General features: G+C 67.1%; 16 protein-coding genes and 1 pseudogene. 10 read left to right on the top strand and 7 right to left on the bottom strand.

Features of this window, described 5'->3' with window-relative positions:
* Nucleotides 1–146: 146 nt before the first annotated feature.
* Nucleotides 147–2666, bottom strand: a complete 2520-nt coding sequence (locus ACFDR9_RS20520; protein WP_409032187.1) for a M4 family metallopeptidase — start codon at nucleotides 2664–2666, stop codon at nucleotides 147–149.
* Between the two features lie 743 nt (nucleotides 2667–3409).
* Between ACFDR9_RS20520 and ACFDR9_RS20515 the strand changes: the two genes are divergently transcribed.
* Nucleotides 3410–4066: a hypothetical protein gene (locus ACFDR9_RS20515; RefSeq protein ID WP_017877412.1), complete on the top strand. Its 657-nt coding sequence runs from the start codon at nucleotides 3410–3412 to the stop codon at nucleotides 4064–4066.
* Between the two features lie 94 nt (nucleotides 4067–4160).
* On the opposite strand, the gene ACFDR9_RS20510 is transcribed toward ACFDR9_RS20515, so the two are convergent.
* The 6 genes from ACFDR9_RS20510 to ACFDR9_RS20485 form a co-directional block, all read right to left on the bottom strand.
* Nucleotides 4161–4751 carry an ATP-binding cassette domain-containing protein gene (locus tag ACFDR9_RS20510; RefSeq protein ID WP_409032186.1) on the bottom strand — a complete coding sequence of 197 codons (591 nt, stop codon included), beginning with the start codon at nucleotides 4749–4751 and terminating at the stop codon, nucleotides 4161–4163.
* Nucleotides 4752–4957: 206 nt separating this feature from the next.
* Nucleotides 4958–6625: a TRAP transporter large permease subunit gene (locus ACFDR9_RS20505; RefSeq protein ID WP_017877403.1), complete on the bottom strand. Its 1668-nt coding sequence runs from the start codon at nucleotides 6623–6625 to the stop codon at nucleotides 4958–4960.
* Nucleotides 6626–6684: 59 nt separating this feature from the next.
* Nucleotides 6685–7257, bottom strand: coding sequence for a TRAP transporter small permease subunit (locus ACFDR9_RS20500; protein ID WP_409032189.1), 573 nt, complete (start codon nucleotides 7255–7257; stop codon nucleotides 6685–6687).
* Nucleotides 7258–7362: 105 nt separating this feature from the next.
* Nucleotides 7363–8760: an argininosuccinate lyase gene (gene argH / locus ACFDR9_RS20495; RefSeq protein WP_017877401.1), complete on the bottom strand. Its 1398-nt coding sequence runs from the start codon at nucleotides 8758–8760 to the stop codon at nucleotides 7363–7365.
* A 378-nt stretch (nucleotides 8761–9138) separates the two neighbouring features.
* The gene (locus tag ACFDR9_RS20490; protein WP_409032185.1) at nucleotides 9139–10527 is read right to left on the bottom strand and encodes a YfcC family protein; all 1389 of its coding nucleotides are present in this window, start codon (nucleotides 10525–10527) and stop codon (nucleotides 9139–9141) included.
* 121 nt (nucleotides 10528–10648) lie between these two features.
* Nucleotides 10649–11767: a succinylglutamate desuccinylase/aspartoacylase family protein gene (locus ACFDR9_RS20485; protein WP_409032184.1), complete on the bottom strand. Its 1119-nt coding sequence runs from the start codon at nucleotides 11765–11767 to the stop codon at nucleotides 10649–10651.
* A 205-nt stretch (nucleotides 11768–11972) separates the two neighbouring features.
* On the opposite strand from ACFDR9_RS20485, the gene ACFDR9_RS20480 reads away from it, so the two are divergent.
* The 9 genes and pseudogenes from ACFDR9_RS20480 to ACFDR9_RS20440 all read left to right on the top strand — a co-directional run.
* Complete coding sequence (locus tag ACFDR9_RS20480) at nucleotides 11973–12962, top strand: MurR/RpiR family transcriptional regulator (RefSeq protein ID WP_409032183.1); 990 nt, start codon at nucleotides 11973–11975, stop codon at nucleotides 12960–12962.
* A 5-nt stretch (nucleotides 12963–12967) separates the two neighbouring features.
* Nucleotides 12968–13588 carry a hypothetical protein gene (locus ACFDR9_RS20475; RefSeq protein ID WP_409032182.1) on the top strand — a complete coding sequence of 207 codons (621 nt, stop codon included), beginning with the start codon at nucleotides 12968–12970 and terminating at the stop codon, nucleotides 13586–13588.
* A gap of 145 nt (nucleotides 13589–13733) precedes the next feature.
* Nucleotides 13734–14882, top strand: coding sequence for a cyanophycinase (locus ACFDR9_RS20470; protein WP_409032188.1), 1149 nt, complete (start codon nucleotides 13734–13736; stop codon nucleotides 14880–14882).
* Between the two features lie 143 nt (nucleotides 14883–15025).
* Entirely contained in the window at nucleotides 15026–16456 is a 1431-nt protein-coding gene (locus ACFDR9_RS20465) for a M64 family metallopeptidase (protein ID WP_409032181.1), read from the top strand.
* Nucleotides 16457–16741: 285 nt separating this feature from the next.
* Nucleotides 16742–18487, top strand: coding sequence for a PHA/PHB synthase family protein (locus ACFDR9_RS20460; protein ID WP_409032180.1), 1746 nt, complete (start codon nucleotides 16742–16744; stop codon nucleotides 18485–18487).
* A gap of 2 nt (nucleotides 18488–18489) precedes the next feature.
* The gene (gene fabI / locus ACFDR9_RS20455; protein ID WP_017877391.1) at nucleotides 18490–19260 is read left to right on the top strand and encodes an enoyl-ACP reductase FabI; all 771 of its coding nucleotides are present in this window, start codon (nucleotides 18490–18492) and stop codon (nucleotides 19258–19260) included.
* 195 nt (nucleotides 19261–19455) lie between these two features.
* Entirely contained in the window at nucleotides 19456–19749 is a 294-nt protein-coding gene (locus ACFDR9_RS20450; protein ID WP_409032179.1) for a hypothetical protein, read from the top strand.
* A gap of 136 nt (nucleotides 19750–19885) precedes the next feature.
* Nucleotides 19886–21301, top strand: coding sequence for a bifunctional enoyl-CoA hydratase/phosphate acetyltransferase (locus tag ACFDR9_RS20445; protein ID WP_409032178.1), 1416 nt, complete (start codon nucleotides 19886–19888; stop codon nucleotides 21299–21301).
* Nucleotides 21298–21496: pseudogene (locus ACFDR9_RS20440) on the top strand (acetate kinase); the annotation flags it as partial. The gene ACFDR9_RS20445 and the pseudogene ACFDR9_RS20440, both read left to right, overlap by 4 nt.

Genomic DNA, 21496 nt, shown 5'->3' with positions numbered 1-21496 from the left:
CCCACCTTCCGCTTTTGGGGTGTTAAAAGGGGGGGTTTTTGGCGAAAGAGGGGCCAGTGGCTGCCGAAAAAGTCTCGGGCTCCCCCCCCCCCCCCCCCCCCTGCCCCCCCCCCCCCCCCTCCCCCCGGGCGGCAACGCCGGCTGGCTTACTGGGTGACCAGGCTGACCTTGTCGACGACGAACGAGGTTTGCAGCGACGCGTCCTCGGTCATGCCGAACGAGATCTGCACGGTCTGGCCCTTGTAGGCGAGCAGGCTGAAGGTGCGGCTCTGGTAGCCACTGGCCGGGGTCGTGTTGCTGTACGTGGCCAGGGTGCCGAGCACGGTGCCGGCGGCGTTCTTCACGGTGACCTTCAGCGTGTCGTAAGCCGTGCTGCCGGTTTCGGCCGTGTCGATGTGCAGCGCGAAGCTCAGCGTGGCCGCGGTGGCCGACGCCGGAATCGTCACGCTCTGCGACAGCGTTTCCGTCGAGGTCGTGCCGTTGCCGCCCAGCCAGGCGTACTTGCTGCCCTCGAAGGCGCTCTGGCCGGCGAAGGTGCCGATGGCGCCGGTGGTGCCGCTCCAGCCGGTGGCGCCGGCCTCGAAGCCGCCGTTGGTGACCAGCTCGCTGGAAGTGTTGCTCGACACCGTCAGCGTGGCGTTGCCCGAGGTCACGGTGACGGCCGGCGACGAAGCGTCGGTCACGCTGGCCTTGAACACGGCGCCGCTGTCGGCCGCCTGCGCGGTGAAGCCGTAGCTGGCCGAGGTGGCGCCGCTGATCAGGGCGCCGTTGCGGTACCACTTGTAGCTGTACGGCGCGGTGCCGCCGCCGGCGCCGACGGCGAACGAGGCGCTGGCGCCCGGCGCGACCGTGACGTTGGCCGGCTGGGTGGTGATGACGACGGCGCCGCCGGTGGCGGTTTCATCGACGTCGAGGCCGACGTTGATGGCGGCGTAGGCGCGCTTGACGGCGGTGGCCTCGGCGCTACCGACGCCGTACAGCTCCTCGGCCGACTGCAGCACCTTGTTGCGCGCGTCGGCGTAGTTGGTGGTCGAGGTGAACTTGGTCGACAGGGCCTTGAACCAGATGCGGTAGGCCTTGTCGGTGCCGATGCCGGTCATCGCCAGCGGCGCCTTGTTCAGGTAGGAGCTGTAGTAGTCGCTGCTGGAGGTCGAATTCGAGCCCTGCGACAGGAAGTAGAACATGCGGTTGTTCGGGCCGCTGCTGTAATGGACGTCGAGGTTCTTGATGGTGCTGCTCCAGGCGTTCGGGCTGCTGCCGTCCTTGCTTGGCTTGAACATCCAGCGCAGCGGCTGGCCGGTCTTGCTGATTTCCTTGCCCATCATCCAGTCGTTGCCGCTGTTCGGGATGGTGGTGCCGGTGCCGCCGGCGCGCGCGTAGGCTTCGACGGCCTCGCCGCTGATGTCCGAGCTGGACTCGTTCAAGCCGCCCGATTCGGCGGCGTAGTTCAGGTTGGAGGTGGCGGCGGTGACGCCGTGGCCCATTTCGTGGCCGATCACGTCGATCGAGCCGAGGCTGTTGAACGAGCTGCCGTCGCCGATGAACATGCACTTGCAATTGTCGTCGTAGTAGGCGTTGTCGTAGGCGGTGTTGACGTGGGCGGCGATGTAGGTGGCGGTGTTGTTGCCGTCCAGGCTGCTCCAACCAAGCACGTTTTTCAACATGTCGTAGGTGTTCATCAAGCCCCACATGGCGTTTACGGCGGCGGTCTGGCCGTTGGCGTTGGTGGTGCTGCCGCCGCTGATGTATTGCTGGCCGTCGCCCCAGGTGTTGCTGGCGTTGGCGTAGACGCTGCCGGCGCTGGTGCCGTGGTTGGCGTTGGTGATGGCCATCGCGCCGAAGGTGCCGCCGACGCCGCGGTTTGGATCCTTCATCATGTAGCTGCTGCCGCTCAGGGTGGTGCTGATCGGCACCTGGCCGTTGTACTGGCTGTTGCCGACGCCGACCACGGTTTTCAGCGCCTTCCACTGGGCCAGCACGCTGCCGTTCTTAGCGCTGACGACGGTGTCGAAATAGATCGGCTTGGTGCCGCTGATCATGCGCGTTTGTACCAGGTAGGCCAGCTCGTAGTGGTCGACCACCTCTTCCAGGTCGAGCGCGTTGAGGGCGGCCTCGGACTTGTTGACGGCGCCGGCCACGCGCACCGACTTCATCACCGGCCAGACCAGCAGCTCGGCCACCGGCGCGCTGAAGTGGATGGCGCGCGGCGCGACGGCCTTGACCACCAGGTCGATGGCGGCGCTGCCGCTGATCGACGGCGTGACGTCGAAGCGGGCGCCGGCGGCGCCGTCGACGGTGTTGCCGGCGCCGCTGGCCAGGCCGGCGCGGCGGTCGGCCACGGATTCGCTGACGATGTCGCCGGCGTTATTGGTGACGACCACGGTTTCCGAGCCGAACACGCGCAAGCCCTTGAAGGTGTGCTGGGCGCGGCTGATCTTGGTGCCGGTCACGCCGGGGTGATGGGCGGCGATGACGAAGCTGTGGTCGGCGTTCAGGCCGGCCTTGGCGTGTTGCGCGCTGAGTTTGGCGACCAGGCCGGCGTTCTCTTGTGGAGACAACTGGTTGACCGGCGCAGCCATCAACTGATTGGCCGCGTAGGCCGGGATAGAGGCCATGACGGGCAGGGCGGCGATGGAAGCGGCGAGTAATGTCTTACGTAAATTCATTTCTTCTCCATGGATATCGATTGAAAAACGCGGTGGGAAACGACGTGGTCGCCGCTGCGCTGGCTGCCATCCCGGTGGCCACTTGTGGTGGCGGCAGCGGGTAGTGGCGACACTATTCCCATCGGCGCGGGCAAGTCAAAATTCTTCGGAAATGGGACGCAAGCGTTCAAAATATTAAAAATAAAACATTCTTGATGGATATGGAACGGGTTTCGCGGGAGCGGCCGTACACGGAAATCGCTGGCGTAGGCGCACGATTGCGGGGTTTTGTATAGGAATGGCAACGGTTTAGAGGCTGCGCTCTAATTTCGCCGAGAATGCAACACAATGCCCATTTTTTCAGCAAAAGTTAGTTGCATTCCTTTAATGTTGCGTTCTACACTAGGCAAAACCCATCGGAATATCAGTCGAATGGGGAAGATAAAAAGCGCACGCGGCACGACCGCGAAAAAACACCGCGCATCGGGAACCACAGGGAGAAACAAATGACTTCAAGCACAGGTCTGGCTGCTCTATTCACCGTCTTGCGTCGCTGCGTTGCGCCGGCGGCACCACTGCCCCTTACATAGCCCCGCCGCCGGCGGCCGCCGCGGCGCCGCTTGGCGGGCGCTACCGAGACGCCCTCCGCACCCGGCCCGCGAGGCCGGGCGGAAGGCGAAACCAGACCTCATTTGACGGAGTCTTTGCGCGCGTGCGCGGGGAGCGACCTTGGTCGCCCGCCGCCGGGCGGGCGATAGTTAACTATGCTGTCGATTTCCACCAAAGTTGAACAGATCGTTATGGAGTCGGCCTTCCTGACCGAGGGCCTGGGGCGGGGCTTGATCAACCTGTCGGAGCTGGCGCGCCAGCTGCAGCCGCAGATCGAAACCGACCTGTGGAAGCCGGTCGGGCAAGCCGCCGTGGTGATGGCGCTGCGGCGCCTGGCCGAGCGCCTGCCGGTGCGGCAGGGCGGCGAGATCGTGCTCGGCGAGCGCACCGGCGAGCTGACCACGCGCACCGAGCTGACCGTCTTCACCTACCGCTACTCCGAACGCAGCTACGAATGCCAGCGCCAGTTGCTGGCGCTGGCCGAGCCGCAGCGCGGCGCCTTCATCACCGTCACGCGCGGCGTCAACGAAGTGATGATCATCTGCAGCCGCGGCCTGACCTGCATGGTCGAGGAGGTGTTCAGCGAGGAGCGCCAGTTGGCGCGGCTGGAGCACCTGACCGCGGTGACGCTGCACCTGGACCCGGCCAGCCGCGGCACGCCCGGGATCTACCACGCGGTGCTGAAGAAGCTGGCCTGGGACAAGATCAACCTGGTCAACATCATCTGCACCTACACCGAGTTGACCATCCTGCTGGAACAGTCGCAGACCGGCGCCGCCTTCTCGGTGCTGTCGAAGATCGTCGAACACTAGGGGAAAGCCGCGGCGCGATGTTGATGTTCGTAGGTCGGGTTAGCCCATCGGGCGTAACCCGACAACGTTGGCCCGCAGCAGCGCGTTTCGCACCTCAATCGCCCAGGTCGATGGTCGCCGCCAGCGGCACGTCACCTGGCGCCTGGTAGTCGGCCAGCACCCAGGCGCGGGCGCCCTGGGCCGCCTGTGTCAGCAGCGCCAGCACAAAGTTAATCGACACCTTGTCGAGCCCCGCGAAAGGCTCGTCGAGCAAGGCCAGCGGGGTGCCCGAGGCGAACGCCGCGGCCAGCCAGACTTTGCGCTTGGAGCCGGTGGACAGCATGTAGAAAAACTTCTCCAGGTGCGGCCCCAACGACAAACCCTCGATCAGGGCGGGCAAGGCCTGCGCGTCGAATTGCGGGTACAGGCCGGGCAGGGACTTGAAGTAATCCAGCACCGTGATTTTTTCGAAGGCGTCCGAACGCGGATCGACCCAGAACACCTGCCGCCGGTAAGCAGCCGGCTGGTCCTCCAGGCGCACGTCGTTGATTTGCAACTGCCCGGCGTCGGCCGCCTGCGCGCCGGCGAACAGGCGCAGCAGCGTGCTCTTGCCGCGGCCGTCGCCGCCGCGCACCAGCGTGACGCCCGGCGCGATGGCGGCCGACCAGTGCGCGAACAGCTCGCGCTCCGGATAACTGAAGCGCATGTCCGTGACCTGCAGCAGCGCTGGTGTGGCAATGGCGGAATGTTCGATGATTTTTCCTCTTTAATATTCGTCATGCGCAGCCAGGGCGGCAACGACGCGGCGAAGGTGAAGGATGGTGGGGAGGTGAAAGCCGTTGACGGCGCGCCTTGTCGGCGCGCCGCCTGGCGACGGCGCCGGCCACCGGGGCGGCGGCCGGGTGCAGCCACTTACTTCTTGTCGGTGTCGGTGGAGAAGTTCAAGGCCGGCGCTTCGTCGTCGCTTTTCTTCGGCTCGTCGGCTGGCGCCGGCGTGCCGTAGTCGGCCGGGGCGTCGATCTTCAACTCGATCTGCTCGGTCATGTCGGTTTTCTTCTCGACCGAAACCAGGTGCGGGAAGGCGATGATCAGGGCCACCATGACGACCTGGATGCAGACGAAGGGGATCGCGCCCCAGTAGATGTCGGAGGTCTTGACTTCCTTCGGCGCCACCGAGCGCAGGTAAAACAGCGCGAAGCCGAACGGCGGGTGCATGAACGAGGTTTGCATGTTCACGCCCAGCAGCACGCCGAACCAGATCAGGTCGATGCCGAGTTTTTCCGCCACCGGGCCGACCAGCGGCACCAGGATGAAGGCCAGCTCGAAGAAGTCGAGGAAGAAGGCCAGGCCGAAGAACATGATGTTGACGACGATCAGGAAGCCGGTGGTGCCGCCCGGCAGGTTCGACAGCAGGTGCTCGACCCACAGGTCGCCGTTCACGCCGCGGAACACCAGCGAGAACACGGTCGAGCCGATCAGGATGAAGATGACGAAGCAGGACAGGCGGGTGGTCGAGTTCATCGCCTGTTTCATCAGGCTCCACGACAGGCGGCGGTTGGCCATCGCCAGCAGGATCGCGCCCATCGCGCCCATGCCGCCGCCTTCGGTCGGCGTGGCCAGGCCGATGAAGATGGTGCCCAGCACCAGGAAGATCAGCGCCAGCGGCGGGATCATGACGAACACGACTTTTTCGGCCATGCGCGAGAGCAGGTTCAGTTTCAGGTGGCGGTTGGCCAGCGCGAAGGCGAAGGCGCCGACGATGCCGACGGCGGCGGCGAAGATGCCCAGTTCGTCCTTGGCCATGTTTGGATGGCCGGCGCGGTAGAACTCGGCGAAGGCGAACGAGGCGGCGACCGTGCCGACGACCAGGAACAGCAGCGAGACGGCGCCGCTGTTGCCGTTCGGCTGGCGCAGGTTGCGCGCCTCCAGCGGCAGCGCCGGCACGTGGTGCGGCTTGAAGATCGACAGGGCCAGCACGTAGCCGGCGTACATCGCCGTCAGCATCAGGCCGGGGATGAAGGCGGCCTTGTACATGTCGCCGACCGAGCGGCCGAGCTGGTCGGCCATGACGATCAGCACCAGCGACGGCGGGATGATCTGCGCCAGCGTGCCGGAGGCGGCGATGACGCCGGACGCCAGTTTCTTGTCGTAGCCGTAGCGCAGCATCACCGGCAGCGAGATCAGGCCCATCGAGATGACCGACGCGGCCACCACGCCGGTGGTGGCGGCCAGCAGCGCGCCGACGAAGATGACGGCGTAGGCGACGCCGCCGCGGATCGGCCCGAACAACTGGCCGATCGTGTCAAGCAGGTCCTCGGCCATGCCGGAGCGTTCGAGGATCAGGCCCATGAAGGTGAAGAAGGGGATCGCCAGCAGCGTGTCGTTGGCCATGATGCCGAAGATGCGGTTCGGCAGCGCCTGCAGCAGCTCCGGTTTCAGCAGCCCCAGTTCGATGCCGACGAAGCCGAAGAACAGGCCGTTTGCGGCCAGGGAAAACGCCACCGGGAAGCCGGATAGCAGGAAAATGACCAGGGCCCCGAACATGATCGGGGCGAGGTTCGCCGTTAAGAATAATTCCATGTCTCTGCGCCGCTTTTTATAAAGTTGTCGTCAATGTGCCAGCTGGGCCGTATCGCGTGTCAATCGAGGTTGTTGGCCGCCTTGATGGCCGCGATCTCGTCTTCCGGGGTGGCGACGTGCTTGGCGAATTCGTGGCCGTCGATCTGGCCGCGCAGGAAGGCGACGCGTTTGATGATCTCGGACAGGCCCTGCAGGATCAGCAGCAGGAAGCCGAGCGGCACCAGCAGCTTGGCCGGCCAGACGATCAGGCCGCCGGCGTTGCTCGACATTTCGGCGCTGGTGATCGACAGCCACGCGAACGGCACGCCGTAGTACAGGATGACCAGCGAGATCGGCAGCAGGAACACCATGAAGCCGAACAGGTCGATCCACACCTGGGTGCGTTTCGACAGGCGCCCGACGATGACGTCGATGCGCACGTGCTCGTCGCGCTTGAGGGTGTAGGCCGAGGCCAGCATGAAGATGGCGGCGAACAGGTACCACTGGATTTCCAACCAGGCGTTGGAGCTGGAATTGAAAACGTAGCGTATCAGGGCGTTGACGGTGCAGATGATGACCGCGGCCAGCAGCGCCCAGCTGACGGCGCCGGCGATTTTTTCGTTCATCGTGTCGATGAAACGCGAGAGTGGCATAAACATGGGTGTGTCTCCTCTATCCTCTGGTGGACGCTTCTTTGGCGTCCGTTGGGGGCGTGCCGGGCGGGCGCTGCCCGCCCGCTGCGATGACGCGGCGCGCGCTTACTCGGCCAGTTGCGCGCGCACCCGGGCGATCGCGGCGCGCACCTGGCGCGGCGCGGTGCCGCCGACGTGGTCGCGCGCGGCGACCGAGCCTTCCAGCGTCAGCACGGCGAAGACGTCGTCCTCGATCAGGGCGGAGAAGGCGCGCAGCTGCTGCAGCGACAGGTCGGCCAGGTCGCAGCCGGCGTCGACGCAGGCGCGCACCGCGTGCGCGACCGCCTCGTGGGCGTCGCGGAACGGCAGGCCCTTCTTGACCAGGTAGTCGGCCAGGTCGGTGGCGGTGGCGTAACCCTGCAGCGCGGCCGCGCGCATGGCGTCCGGCTTGACGCTGATGCCGCCGGCCATGTCGGCGAAGATGCGCAGCGTGTCGACGACGGTGTCGACGGTGTCGAACAGCGGCTCCTTGTCTTCCTGGTTGTCCTTGTTGTAGGCCAGCGGCTGGCCCTTCATCAGGGTCAGCAGGCCGATCAAGTGGCCGTAGACGCGGCCGGTCTTGCCGCGCGCCAGTTCCGGCACGTCGGGATTTTTCTTTTGCGGCATGATCGACGAGCCGGTGCAAAAGCGGTCGGCGATGTCGATGAAGCCGACCCGCGGGCTCATCCAGATGACCAGTTCCTCGGCCATGCGCGAGACGTGCATCATCAGCACCGCGCCGGCGGCGCAGAACTCGATGGCGAAGTCGCGGTCCGAGACGGCGTCCAGCGAGTTGTGGCAGACGTCGTCGAAGCCGAGCGTCTTGGCCACGCGCAGGCGGTCGATCGGGAAGGTGGTGCCGGCCAGCGCGGCGGCGCCCAGCGGCAGGCGGTTGACGCGCTTGCGGCAGTCGGCCATGCGTTCGCTATCGCGGCCGAACATCTCGACGTAGGCCAGCATGTGGTGGCCGAAGGTGATCGGCTGGGCCACCTGCATGTGGGTGAAGCCGGGCATGATGGTGTCGGCGTGCAGTTCGGCCAGGTCGGTCAGGGCGCCGCGCAGCGTGCCGAGCAGGACGGTGATGTCGTCGATGGCCGCGCGCACGTACAGGCGGATGTCGGTGGCGACCTGGTCGTTGCGCGAGCGGCCGGTGTGCAGGCGCTTGCCGGCGTCGCCGACCAGTTCGGTCAGGCGCTTTTCAATGTTCAGGTGGACGTCCTCCAGATCGAGCAGCCATTCGAACTGTCCGGCGCCGATTTCCTGGCTGATCTGGGCCATGCCGCGCTGGATCTCGGCGTAGTCGAAGGCGTTGATGATGCCCTGGGCGTGCAGCATGTCGGCGTGGGCCAGCGAGCCCTCGATATCGAACAGCGCCAGGCGTTTGTCGAAAAAGACCGATGCGGTATAACGTTTAACGAGGTCCGAGACCGGTTCGGAGAATCGCGCCGACCAGGCTTCGCTTTTTTTGGAGAGTTGAGCTGTCATAGAGTGGGGAGTGGGTCCGGTTGTTTTGACGATTATAAACAAGGAACGGGCGTGGTAGGGCATTTCGGCCATATAAGCGTCGGCCCGCGTGCACATCGCGGAAAGGTTTCAATTAACGCAAGCGGGGCGGCGCCAAAGCGCACAAATTGGCTTCGGCATGGGGTTTGCGTCATCTGTCCCGCCTTTTGCGCGTTGCGTCGCATTCGGCTGGCCGCGCGGGGGCCGTTTGGCTACAGTTCAAGCATCGAAACGCCACTCAGCCAAAGGAAAACATCATGAACATCGCCAAAAACATGGAAGCCCTTTTCGTCGCCGCCGCCGCCGCGGTCAGCGCCGCCAGCTTCGCCACCGCCGCCGCGCCGAAGGTGGCATTTGGCGCTATTGCCAGTGCATCAGGCTGGGCGGCACCAGCAGCGCCAGCGCCAGCGCCAGGTAGACCAGTTGCAGCGGCACCATCCACTTGGCCCAGGTGATCCACGGGATGCGCGCCAGCGCCAGCACGCCGACGGTGATGCCGGAGGTCGGTATCATCGGCGTGGTCAGTTCGCCGAGCTGGTAGGCCAGGATCGCGGTCTGGCGCGTCACCCCCACCAGGTCCGCCAGCGGCGCCATGATCGGCATCGTCAGCGCGGCCTGGCCGGTGCCGGAGTGGATGAAGAAGTTGATCACCGTTTGGATCAGGAACATTTTGTGGGCCGCGAAGATCGGGCTCGACGAGGCCACCAGCGGCATCAGGCTGTGCAGCATGGTGTCGATGATGTTGGCGTCGCGCGCCAGGATCATGGTGCCGCGCGCCAGCGCAATCACCAGCGCGGTGGTGACCAGGTCGCGCGCGCCCTGCTGGAAGGCGGCCACCAGCTGGTCGGCGTTGAGCCGGCCGATCAGGCCGACCGCCAGCGCCATCACCAGGAACAGGGCGGCGATTTCGTTGATGTACCAACCGAATTCGATCACCCCGAGCACCATCGCCCCCAGCGTCCCCATGAAGATCCACAGCACCAGTACGTGGGTGCGGGTCATGCCGTGGAAGTCGTCGAGATTGAGCGTGTGTTCGGCGCGCTTTTCCTGGTCGAGCGCGTAGGTCGGGCTTTTTTCCGGCGATTTCTTAATCTTCGCCGCGTACCACATCAGGAACAGCACGGTGACGGCGGTGGCCAGCGCCCACACCACCAGGCGGTAGCCCATGCCGGAGAAGATCGGCACGCCGGCGATGCCCTGGGCGATGCCGACGTTGAAGGGGTTCAGGAAGGCCGCCGCGAAGCCGACCTGCGAGCCGACGAAGGGGATCGAGACGCCGATGATCGAGTCGTAGCCGAGCGCCAGCGCCAGCGGCACGAAGATCAGGATGAAGGGGATCGCCTCCTCGGACATGCCGAAGGTGGCGCCGCCCAGCGAGAACAGGGTGACGAACAGCGGGATCACGCTGGCGCGCACCAGGCGCGAATGGGCGTGCGCCTTGGCGATCGATTTGATCAGCGAGTCGATCGCCTCGGTGCGTTGCAGCACGGCGAAGGCGCCGCCGACGATCAGCACGAAGCCGATGATCTGGGCCGCCTCGACGAAGCCCTTGATCGGCGCCATCATCAGCGCGGCGAAACCCTGCGGTTTGCTGGCGATGTAGTGGAACGAGCCGGGGTCGATCAGCGCCTTGCCGTCGACCATGTGGGTGTCGTATTTGCCGCCCGGGACCAGCCAGGTCGACAGCGCGATCAGCGCCAGGATGGCGAACAGCAGCACGAAGGTATTCGGCAGTTTGAGGCGTTTCATGGGTCCCCTTGTTGGTCGGCTTATGGGCGCCGCTTATTTAAACAAAAACCACCGGCGTGAATTGGCGGGGCGGGTGCGCCCGCCAGGGCGTAAGCCGACCTACGACACGTGCGCGATGCGCTTACTGGCTCAGCAGCTTGCCGCTGCGGAAGGCGGTGGCGCCGGCGATCTTGCCGACGTTCATGCCGCGCAGCACGTGGCGGTGCGCGCTGCGGGCGAAGAACACGCCCGCCACCGTGCAGCGCAGCGGCGTGCAGACGCCGCTGACCGGGTCGGTCACTTCGGCCAGCACGGTGCCGGCCTCGACCCGCTGGCCCAGCTCGCACAGGAACACCAGCACACCGGCGTGCGGCGCGAGGATCGGTTCGACGCCCTCCAGCGGCGTCGGCTGGCACAGCGGCGCCGGCAGCGACGGCGCCGCCGCGTCGATGACGCCGGCGTGCGCCAGGAAGCCGATCAGCGCCTCGGCGTCGCGCTGCGCCAGCGCGTAGCCGACGTCCATTTCGCCGCGCAGCTCGACCGTCGTCGACAGGCACGACAGCGGCAGCGGGAAGGCCGCGCCGAAGTGCTCGGCCAGTTCCCACCACAGGCGGCTGCAGGCTTCGTCGAAGGGTTCCTCGCCGGCCTCGCGCGCCAGCAGCACGGCGTGCGCGCCGAGCAGCGCCGACAGCGGCGCGACGGCGTCGGCCAGCGGCGTGCCGGTGTAGATGTGCAGCACCGCCTCGTTGTCGCAATGCAGGTCGAGCACGATGTCGGCGTCGATCGCCAGCCCGAGCAGGATTTTCTTCAGCGCGTCGGCGTCGGTCGACGCTTGCCAGCTCGCCACGCTGGCGCGCGCGTGGCGCCGCACCGCCGCGACGTTGGCGTCGGCGTCGGCGCCCAGCTCGCCCACCAGCGACTCCTTGAGTTCCTGCGCCACGTGCTTGTAGGCGCGGTTGAAGTTGACGCCGGTGCTCAGGTCGAAGCGGCCGAACGGCGCGCCGTGGATCGCCTGCGCCAGGCCGATCGGATTGGCCGCCGGCACCAGCACGACCTCGCCGCGGATCTTGCCGGCCGCCTCCAGCGCCAGCAGCTCGCGGCGCAGGAATTGCGCCACCAGCATGCCGGGTACTTCGTCGGCGTGCAGCGCGGCCTGGATGTAGACCTTTTTGCCGGTTCCCGGGGCGCCGAAATGAAAACTGTTCAGTGCGTAGGCGGTGCTGCTGTGCAGCGTGGAAATCGGGTGTTTTTCTGCTTGCATGGCGACTGGAGCGCCCCGGTCGGGGACGCGCGGTTGGTGGGATTCGATCCATTATGTTGCATTTTTTTCTCACTGTAAATGAACGTAAATTTATTTTCACAAAGCTGTTGTGTTTTCTTTTTGACATCGCTACAGTGGGATCGCCGCACAGCGCCATTGAAAGATTTTTTACACTATTTACACTATTCCGAGCGAAGGAAGCGCCTTGAGCCGAACCGGGCCACCGTTGAGGAAGACGCCGCCGGCGGGCGCCGACGCGGCCCGGCCCAGCGCCGACGTGGCGTTCGCCCAATCGACGCTTGGCCAGGCCCTGATCGAGGTGCTGGCGCACGGTTCGCCGTCGCGCCAGAGCATCGCCGACTTCCTGCTGCGCCACCAGTTGCGGGCGACCGCGCTGGGCATCGAAGAGCTGGCCGGCCAGTGCCGGGTGTCGACCGCCACCGTCAGCCGCTTCGCGCGCGAGCTCGGCTTCAAGAACTACGCGGCGATGCGCGCGGCGGTGGCGCAGGCGCTGCAGTCGGCGCTGCAGCCGGTCGAGAAGCTACGCAGCAGCATCGCGCGGCGCGCCGGGGCCGCAGCGCCGGCGATGGAAAGCCTGGAATACGCGGCCGCCAGCATCGGCGCCACCGGCCAGGCGCTGTCGCCGTCCGGTTTCGAGCAGGTGGTGCGCCGGCTGGGCGGCGCGCGCACCGTGTACGTGATGGGGTTCGGCTTGTCGTCGCACCTGGCCAGCCTGCTAGCCTCGCATTTGGAGACGTTCTGCCCGCACGTGGTCGACGTCGCCGGCCAGGGCGGCACCGAGGTGGCGGCCGGCCGCCTGACCCATATCACCGCGCGCGACGTGCTGGTGGCCATATCGCTGCCGCGCTACGCGCTTGACGCGGTGCGCCTGGTGCATTTCGCCCGCGACCGCGGCGCCAGCGTGGTGGCGCTCACCGATTCGCCGGCCTCGCCGCTGGCCGGCCTGGGCGACCTGGTGCTGTACGCGCACAGCAGCCACCCGGTGCTGCCCAGCAGTTCGACCGCGGCGCTGGCCGTGATCGAGGCGTTGGTGGTGGCGCTGATGGTCTCGAACAAGAACAACGTCGACAAGGCGGCGCGCCTGACCGAGGCGGTCGCCGCCTACCTGTACGGCGCCGAGCCGGCGCCGGGCAAACCGGCGCGCAAGTCGCGCCAGTCCATTCGTGCCGGTTAGTTTTAATGCGTGTCAACGAGCGCCAAACCGGCGCGCCAGATTTCATATCCACCCGCAAGGACTACCGCGGCGTCGACCTGAGCGCCTCCGACCTGAAAACCCAGCACGGCGGCGCCGGCAAGCGCACCGCCAGCATCAGCGCCGGCTACGGCGACTTCGGGCGCGACGGCTTCAACGTCTTCGGCGTGCTGGACGTGCAAAAGCTCGACGCGATGCGCTCCGGCCAGCGCGCCTTCATCCGCGAGCGGCCGCTGGCGACGACGCTGCCGGCGCAGATGTCGGGCAATCCCTTCCCGGCCAACCTGGACGTCTCGCGCGACCAGCGCGACGCGCTGACGTTGTCGAACGACTACTCGTCCGGCTACACCGACCAGAACACCACCTACGACCCGGCCACCGACGCGCTGCTGCCGGCGCGCCGGGTCAAGGCGTATTCGCTGTGGGACCTGACCGGCAGTTGGAACTGGAACAAGAACCTGAAGCTGCGCGCCGGCGTGCTCAACGTCGCCGACACCGAGCCGCCGTTCTCCAACCAGGGCGCGTTTTTCCTGGTCGGCTTCGATCCGACGTACACTGACTCGCGCGGACGCAGTTTCTTTCTCAGCGCAAACTATGCGTTTAAATAGCACGACACTTTATTAGCAGGAGAGCCCCACCGTGAAGCGATTCCAGATCTTTTTTCAACGCCTGAGCTGCGCCTGTCTGTTGGGGCTGGCCGGCCTGGCGGCGCAGGCCGCCGAGGCCGAGCCCGAATTCACGCTCAAGCCCGAGATGGGCACGCCGACCGGTTCGCTGGTCATCATCGGCGGCGGCCTGCGCGCCGACAACGCCGAGGTCTGGCAGCGCATCGTCGAGCTGGCCGGCGGCAAGGGCGCGCGCATCGCGGTGTTCCCGTCGGCCTCGATCAAGCCGGAGAAGTACGGCCAGAGCACCATCGACAAGCTCAACCAGTACGGCGCCAACGCCTTCTTCGTGCCGGTGGCCATCACGCTGGCCGGCAGCGACTACCGCGAGGCGGCCGACGACCCGGCGCTGGCGGCCAAGGTGCGCGGCGCCGCCGGCGTCTACTTCATCGGCGGCGACCAGGGCCGCATCACGCGCGCGCTGCTGCGCCCGGACGGCAGCCGCACCAAGGTGCTCGACGCGGTATGGTCGGTGTACCGCGGCGGCGGCGTCATCGCCGGTTCCAGCGCCGGCGCGGCCATCATGAGCAGCACCATGTTCTACGACGCCAAGCCGGTGCTGGAAATGCTGAAGATGGGCCTGACCGACGGCCGCGAGATCGCCCCCGGGCTGGGCTTCATCGGCAACGACGTCTTCGTCGACCAGCACCTGCTGGTGCGCGGGCGCTTCGCGCGCATGATCCCGGTGATGCTGAAGAAGGGCTACAAGCTCGGCCTGGGCATCGACGAGAACACCGCGATGGTCGTCACCGGCCGGCGCGACGTCGAAATCATCGGCTACAGCGGGGCGCTGCTGATCGACCTGTCGCGCGCCACCAGCGACGCCACCAGCAAAAACTTCAACGTCAGCAACGCCCTGGTCAGCTACCTCGACCGCGGCGACAAGTTCAACCTGGTGACGCGCGCGTTCACGCCGTCGCCGGACAAGGCCGACGGCAAGCTCGACCCGACCCAGCCCGACATGCGCGAGCCGGTCTTCACCAACGACATCCTGGGCAACAGCGCGGTGCTCGACCTGATGGGCAATCTGATCGACAACTCGCAGCAGGAGGCGATCGGCATCGCCTTCGGCAACCCGCGCGACGCGCTGGCCGAGCTGGGCTTCGAATTCAGGTTCAGCAAGACCGTCAACAGCGTCGGCTACAGCTCCAGCGAGGCGCAGGCCTACTCGGTGCTCAAGCTGCGCCTCGACATCCGCCCGATCCAGCTGCAGCAGCCCTTCTACCGCTACAAATAGCGCGGGGAGGCGGACCGGAGGCGGACCGGGGACAGACCACGATTTCCGGGAAATACTTTCCCGGAAATCGTGGTCTGTCCCCGCTTACACTTACAATACACGGCGTTTTTCCATTCGATTCAGACCCGACTGCAAGGATACCCATGTCTCTGTTTTGCCCCCGCTTCATCCTGGCCGGCTTCGCGCTGGCCGCTGGCCTGGCGCAGGCCGGCGCGGCCGTTCCCGCGCCGGCCACCGTGCGCCTCGACTACCAACACAGCGGCAACACGCTGGCCGAGCAGTACGCCATCGAGCGCGTCGTCATCGAGCCGCTGCCGTGGCCGGGCGACATGGCGCGCACCCTCGACGACAGCGACCGCGGCGTGAACCGGGTCGAAGTGGTCGACCCGAAAACCGGCGAGCTGCTGTATTCGCGCGGCTTCAGCACCATTTTCGCCGAATGGCGCAGCACCGACGAGGCCAAGGGCCTGAGCCGGGCCTTCCAGGAATCGGTGCGTTTCCCGAAATTCGACAAGCCGGTGCGGGTGCGCATCCTCAAGCGCGACGAGCGCAACGCCTTCTCGGTGGTGTGGAGCGTCGACGTCGACGCCGACGCGCCCGACGTGGTGCGCAGGCAGCCGCCGGCGCCGGCCAAGCCGATTCCGATCCGCGTCAGCGGCGCCTCGCCCGGCAAGGTCGACCTGCTGATCCTCGGCGACGGCTACACCGCCGCCGAGATGGCCAAGTTCGAGGTCAGCGCGCGCATGCTCGCCGAGCACCTGTTCAAGGTGGCGCCGTTCCGCGAGCGCGCCAAGGACTTCAACGTCTGGGCGCTGGCGCTGCCGACCCGGGAGTCGGGCGTGTCGCGGCCCTCGACCGGGGTGCACCACGCCTCGCCGCTGGGTACGCGCTACGACATCTTCGGCAGCGAGCGCTACGTGCTCACCGTCGACAACCGCGCGCTGCGCGAGCTGGCGCAGTACGCGCCCTACGAGTTCATTGAAATCCTGGTCAACAACGACACCTACGGCGGCGGCGGCATTTTCGGCCAGTTCAGCACGGCGGCGGCCAACAGCGACTGGGCCAACTACCTGTTCGTGCACGAATTCGGCCACCATTTCGCCGGGCTGGCCGACGAGTACTACACCTCGCCGGTGGCCTACCAGTCGAACGGCGAGCGGCTGGAGCCGTGGGAGCCGAACGCCACCGCGCTGCGCGATCCGGCCAAGCTGAAATGGAAAAGCCACGTCAAGGCCGGCACCGCGCTGCCGACGCCGTGGCCGAAGGCCGAATACGACGAGCACGCGCGCGGCTACCAGAAGACGCGCGCCGAGCTGCGCGCGGCGAACCGGCCGGAGTCGGAGATGAGCGCGCTGTTCAAGGCCGACCTGGAGCATACCCGCGAGCTGTTCTCGCGCGCGCCGCACCAGCACCAGGCCGGCGCCTTCGAGGGCGCCAATTACGAGGCCACCGGCTACTACCGCCCCGAGATGCAGTGCATCATGTTCGACCGCAGCGACGATTTTTGCTCGGTGTGCCGCGAGGCCATCGGCGGCATCATCGACCTGTACGCCGGCCCCGCCGCGCGCAAATAGCCGCGTCGGATCCTACCGGCGCGCAGCTAGCGTGTCGTGGGTCGGATTCGCGGGACGCGTAATCCGACAATGTTGGCCGAAGCGCGACGCGCCGCTCCAAGCCAACGTTGTCTGCCGGCCCGCTCATCTCACGCCCGGCGGCCGGCCGGCTCTACCGCGCCACGCATTTTCAGTTCATCTTGTTAATTTTGACATAGATCAATGTTGCGACGCCGCAATTGCTCGTATAGTTGAGCCGTCCCGGGCCGATGCCGGTCCGCGCAGTTTGAACAGGAAGTTCGCCCCATGAAAATGATGTCCATGCCGCCGCCCGGCGCCGCCGGCCTCGACGCGCAGGCCCAGGCCGCGTGGGCGCGCGCCTGCGCGTCGCTGGCGCCGCAACCCCACCTGCGGGCCTGGCTGGACTGGGCCGCGCACCTGGCCGGCGCGCCGGACAAGCGCGCCGGGCTAGCGCAACTGGCGCTGCGCCAAGGCGGGCAACTGGCCGCCTACCTGGGCGCATGCCTGGTCGCCGGGCCGGGCGCGGCGCGCGCCGGCGTCGAGCCGCCCGAGCGCGACCACCGCTTCGCCGCGCCGCAGTGGCAGCGGTGGCCGTTCAACCTGCTGCACCAGGGCTTCCTGCTGCAGCAGCGCTGGTGGAGCGACGCCACCCACGGCGTACCCGGCGTCGACCGGCACCACGAGGAAATGGTAGCGTTCATGGCGCGCCAGTGGCTCGACATATTCTCGCCCTGCAACCAGTTGGCAAGCAATCCGCTGGTACTCCAGCGCACGCTGGAGGAGGGCGGCGGCAACCTGCTGCGCGGCGCCGGCGTGCTAGCCGCCAAGCTGCGCCAACTGGCCAGCGACGCGCCGCCGCGCGGCACCGAGCATTTCGCCGTCGGCCGCGACGTCGCCGCCACGGCCGGCAAGGTGGTACTGAAGAATCGCCTGATGGAGCTGATCCAGTACAGCCCCGCGAGCGGCCAGGTCTACCCCGAGCCGATCCTGGTCGTGCCGGCCTGGATCATGAAGTACTACATCCTCGACCTGTCGCCGCACAATTCGCTGATCCGCTACCTGGTCGAACAGGGCCACACGGTATTTTGCATCTCGTGGAAAAACCCCGACGCCGCCGACCGCGACCTCGGCATGGACGACTACCTCGAACAAGGTTTCCACGCCGCGCTGGGCGCGGTCAACGCCATCGTCCCGCGGCGCAAGGTGCACGCCGCCGGTTACTGCCTGGGCGGCACCCTGCTGGCGATCGCGGCGGCGGCGATGGCGCGCGACGGCGACGCCCGCCTGGCGTCGCTGACCCTGTTCGCCGCCCAGACCGACTTCAGCGAACCGGGCGAGCTGGGGCTGTTCATCGACGAGGGCCAGATCGGCGCGCTGGAAGCGCAGATGGCGCAAACCGGCTACCTGAGCGGCGCGCAGATGGGCAGCGCCTTCCAGATGCTGCGTGCCGAGGATTTGCTGTGGTCGCGCCTGGTCAACGACTACCTGCTCGGCACCCCGGCCGAGATGAGCGACCTGATGGCGTGGAACGCCGACGCCACGCGCATGCCGGCGCGGATGCATTCGCAGTACCTGCGCCGCCTGTTCCTGGACAACGACCTGAGCGCGGGCCGCTATCCGGTCGGCGGCCGGCCGGTCGCGCTGAACGACATCGCGCTGCCGGTATTTTGCGTCGGCACGGCCAGCGACCACGTGGCGCCGTGGCGCTCGGTGTACAAGTTGCACCGCGAAAGCGTCACCGAGATCACCTTCGTGCTGACCAGCGGCGGCCATAACGCCGGCATCGTCAGCGAGCCGGGCCACCCGCACCGGCACTACCAGATCCACACCCGCGCGTGCGGCGCGCCGTACCAGGGGCCGGACGCCTGGGCCGCCGCCGCGCCGCGGCGCGACGGTTCGTGGTGGCCGGCCTGGACCGGCTGGCTGCGCCAGCGCTGCGGCGCGCCGCAAGCGGCGCCGCCCGCCGGCGCGGCCGCGCTCGGCTACCCCGTGCTGGGCGACGCGCCCGGCGCCTACGTGATGGAGAGGTAAGGATGATCGATCCCGGATTGCAGGGCAAGAAAGGGCTGGTGGTCGGCATCGCCAACGAGCACAGCATCGCCTGGGGCTGCGCCCGCGCCTTGCGCGCCGCCGGCGCCGAGCTGGCCGTCACCTGGCTCAACGACAAGGCGCGGCCGCACGTCGAACCGCTGGCGCGGCAACTGCCGGCGGCCATCGCCATGCCGCTCGACGTCACCTCGGCGCCGCAGATGGCGGCGCTGTTCGCGGCCATCGCGGCGCAGTGGGGCCGGCTCGACTTCCTGGTGCATTCGATCGCCTTCGCGCCGAAGCAGGATTTGCAGGGCCGCGTCGCCGACAGCTCGGCCGCCGGATTCGCCCAGGCGATGGACGTTTCCTGCCACTCCTTCGTGCGCATGGCCAAGCTGGCCGAGCCTTTGATGCGCCACGGCGGCAGCTTGATGACGATGAGCTACCTGGGCGCCGAGGAGGTGATCGGCGATTACGGCCTGATGGGGCCGGTGAAGGCGGCGCTGGAGGCGTCGGTGCGTTATCTGGCGGCCGAGCTGGGGCCGGCCGGCATCCGCGTCAACGCGGTGTCGCCGGGGCCGCTGGCGACCCGCGCCGCCTCCGGCATCGCCCATTTCGACCGGCTGCTGGCCGACGCCGCCGCGCGCGCGCCGTTGCGCCGCCTGGTCGACATCGACGACGTCGGCGCGCTGTGCGCTTTTTTGGCCGGCGACGCCGCCCGCGCCATCACCGGCGGCACGCTGTACGTCGACGCCGGCTACCACATCCTGAATTGATAGTCAGGTTGGGGTCCTGCGCGGACGCCACAGTTGAGCGAACTCAACTAGAGGAATTCGTGCCACCGCGCCGGTATAGGGGTAGTATGGAAAACCTTTCTGGCGCCGCCGGTAATAGGGGCTGCGCTGTTTTTTGTTCAACTTTCCGTATTCGCAGCAGCGAACGGTTTTTTCCCTCGTTTAAAAGGACCCACCATGACCACGAATACCGAACTGCCGATGAATCTGTACAAAGCCAACTTGGAACTGTTGCAAACCGCGGGCAAGCTGGTGCAGGAAAGCGGCCAACAATTCATGAGCCAGGGCACGCCGGGCGACCTGCAATCGTTCGCCGGCAACCTGGCCAGCAGCCAGGCCGCCTTTTTCCAGGGCATGACCGCCGCCGTCCAGGCCTGGCAAAAGGAATCGACCGCCGCCATGAGCAGCCTGAACACCGCCGCGCCGTTCGGCAACGCGATGGGCGACTTCATGAAACAGTTCAACAAGTAATCGCACGCACGTCGTCCCAGCCAGCGGCGGGGGAGGAGCGGGGTCAGACCCCACGGGTCTGACCCCGGCTTTTTGCCGCTGGTTTTACACGCGGCCGCGGCCCTCGCGCCGCCTCAATCCTCACCATTCCGCGCATATGACGATAGTTCCAGACGACGACCTGAAGATCATCCGCAACCGCACCTTCGACCAGATCGCCATCGGCGACAGCGCCGCCATCGAACGCACGCTGAGCACCGAGGACATCCAACTGTTCGCGGTGATGTCGGGCGACGACAATCCGCAGCACGTCGATCCGGAGTTCGCCGCCTCGACCCGCTTCCACGGCGTTATCGCCCACGGCATGTGGGGCGCGGCGCTCATTTCCGCCGTGCTCGGCACGCGCCTGCCCGGCCCCGGCACCATTTACCGCGGCCAGACGCTGCGCTTCCTGCTACCGGTGCGGGTCGGTGACACGCTGACCATCAGCGTCACCGTCGGCGCCATCGTGGCCGAGAAGAAGCTGCTCAGGCTCGACTGCCTGTGCGTCAACCAGGACGGCAAGACCGTCATCGAGGGCGAGGCCGAGGTCATCGCGCCGACCGAGGCTATAGTGCGCCCGCGCACCACCCTGCCCGAGGTGCGCCTGAGCACCGGCGGCGGCGTGCAGCGCCTGCTCGACCACGTCGCGCCGATGGCGGCGATCCGCGTCGCGGTGATCCACCCCTGCGACGAACTGAGCCTGTCGGCCGCGCTCGACGCCCGCGCCGCCGGTCTGATCGTGCCGGTGCTGGTGGCGCCGCGCGCCAGGCTGGAGGCGCTGGCCGCCGCCGCCGGGCTGGACTTGGCCGGCGTCGAGATCGAGGACGTCGCCCACAGCCACGCGGCGGCGGCGCGCGGCGCCGAGATGGCCGGCAGGGGCCAGGTCGAGGCGCTGATGAAGGGTAGCCTGCACACCGACGAGCTGATGGCCGCGGTGCTGGCGCCGGCGGCCGGGCTGCGTACCAAGCGCCGCATCAGCCATTGCTTCCTGATGCAAACGCCGGCCTATCCGCGCCCCTTCATCATCACCGACGCCGCCATCAACATCGCCCCGACGCTGGAGCACAAGGCCGACATCGTGCGCAACGCCATCGACCTGGCCCACGCCATCGGCGTCGCGCTGCCGCGCGTGGCCATCCTGGCGGCGGTGGAAACGGTCAACCCGAACATGCCGGCCACGCTGGACGCGGCGGCGCTGTGCAAAATGGCCGACCGCGGCCAGATCAGCGGCGCGCTGCTGGACGGCCCGCTGGCCTTCGACAACGCCGTCTCGGCCGCCGCCGCCCGCGTCAAGGGCATTGTCTCGGAAGTGGCGGGGCGGGCCGACGTGCTGGTGGTGCCGGACCTCGAAAGCGGCAACATGCTGGCCAAGCAGCTTGAATACATGGGCGACGCGGCCAGCGCCGGCATTGTGCTGGGCGCCAAGGTGCCGATCGTACTGACCAGCCGCGCCGATTCGCGCGAAAGCCGCATCGCCTCCTGCGCCATCGCCCTGATGCTGGCGCACCAGTACCGCGCGAGTCCGCCATGAAAAACCAGGCCGAACTGATCCTGGTGCTGAACTGCGGCTCGTCGAGCATCAAGTTCGCGCTGTTCGGCGCCGGCGCCGGCGCCGCGGCGGCGTCGCCCCCTAAAGAGCGGAGCGAAAAAGTAAGGGGACACGACAGCCCACAAGAGGCCTACCACTACACCGCCTCCACCCCAGAAGAAAATAGAGACAGAGAGA

The sequence above is a fragment of the Janthinobacterium sp. CG_23.3 genome (assembly GCF_046115965.1).
Taxonomy (GTDB): Bacteria; Pseudomonadota; Gammaproteobacteria; order Burkholderiales; family Burkholderiaceae_D; genus Janthinobacterium.
The sequence above is the reverse complement of the archived record's forward strand: the minus strand, read 5'-3'. Positions and strand labels throughout refer to the sequence as shown.

Coding starts and splice junctions, on each gene's coding strand:
- ACFDR9_RS20520 (WP_409032187.1), bottom strand. CDS start 2,666: ATGAATTTACGTAAGACATTACTCGCCGCTTCCATCGCCGCCCTGCCC.
- ACFDR9_RS20515 (WP_017877412.1), top strand. CDS start 3,410: ATGCTGTCGATTTCCACCAAAGTTGAACAGATCGTTATGGAGTCGGCC.
- ACFDR9_RS20510 (WP_409032186.1), bottom strand. CDS start 4,751: ATGCGCTTCAGTTATCCGGAGCGCGAGCTGTTCGCGCACTGGTCGGCC.
- ACFDR9_RS20505 (WP_017877403.1), bottom strand. CDS start 6,625: ATGGAATTATTCTTAACGGCGAACCTCGCCCCGATCATGTTCGGGGCC.
- ACFDR9_RS20500 (WP_409032189.1), bottom strand. CDS start 7,257: ATGCCACTCTCGCGTTTCATCGACACGATGAACGAAAAAATCGCCGGC.
- argH (WP_017877401.1), bottom strand. CDS start 8,760: ATGACAGCTCAACTCTCCAAAAAAAGCGAAGCCTGGTCGGCGCGATTC.
- ACFDR9_RS20490 (WP_409032185.1), bottom strand. CDS start 10,527: ATGAAACGCCTCAAACTGCCGAATACCTTCGTGCTGCTGTTCGCCATC.
- ACFDR9_RS20485 (WP_409032184.1), bottom strand. CDS start 11,767: ATGCAAGCAGAAAAACACCCGATTTCCACGCTGCACAGCAGCACCGCC.
- ACFDR9_RS20475 (WP_409032182.1), top strand. CDS start 12,968: ATGCGTGTCAACGAGCGCCAAACCGGCGCGCCAGATTTCATATCCACC.
- ACFDR9_RS20470 (WP_409032188.1), top strand. CDS start 13,734: ATGGGCACGCCGACCGGTTCGCTGGTCATCATCGGCGGCGGCCTGCGC.
- ACFDR9_RS20465 (WP_409032181.1), top strand. CDS start 15,026: ATGTCTCTGTTTTGCCCCCGCTTCATCCTGGCCGGCTTCGCGCTGGCC.
- ACFDR9_RS20460 (WP_409032180.1), top strand. CDS start 16,742: ATGAAAATGATGTCCATGCCGCCGCCCGGCGCCGCCGGCCTCGACGCG.
- fabI (WP_017877391.1), top strand. CDS start 18,490: ATGATCGATCCCGGATTGCAGGGCAAGAAAGGGCTGGTGGTCGGCATC.
- ACFDR9_RS20450 (WP_409032179.1), top strand. CDS start 19,456: ATGACCACGAATACCGAACTGCCGATGAATCTGTACAAAGCCAACTTG.
- ACFDR9_RS20445 (WP_409032178.1), top strand. CDS start 19,886: ATGACGATAGTTCCAGACGACGACCTGAAGATCATCCGCAACCGCACC.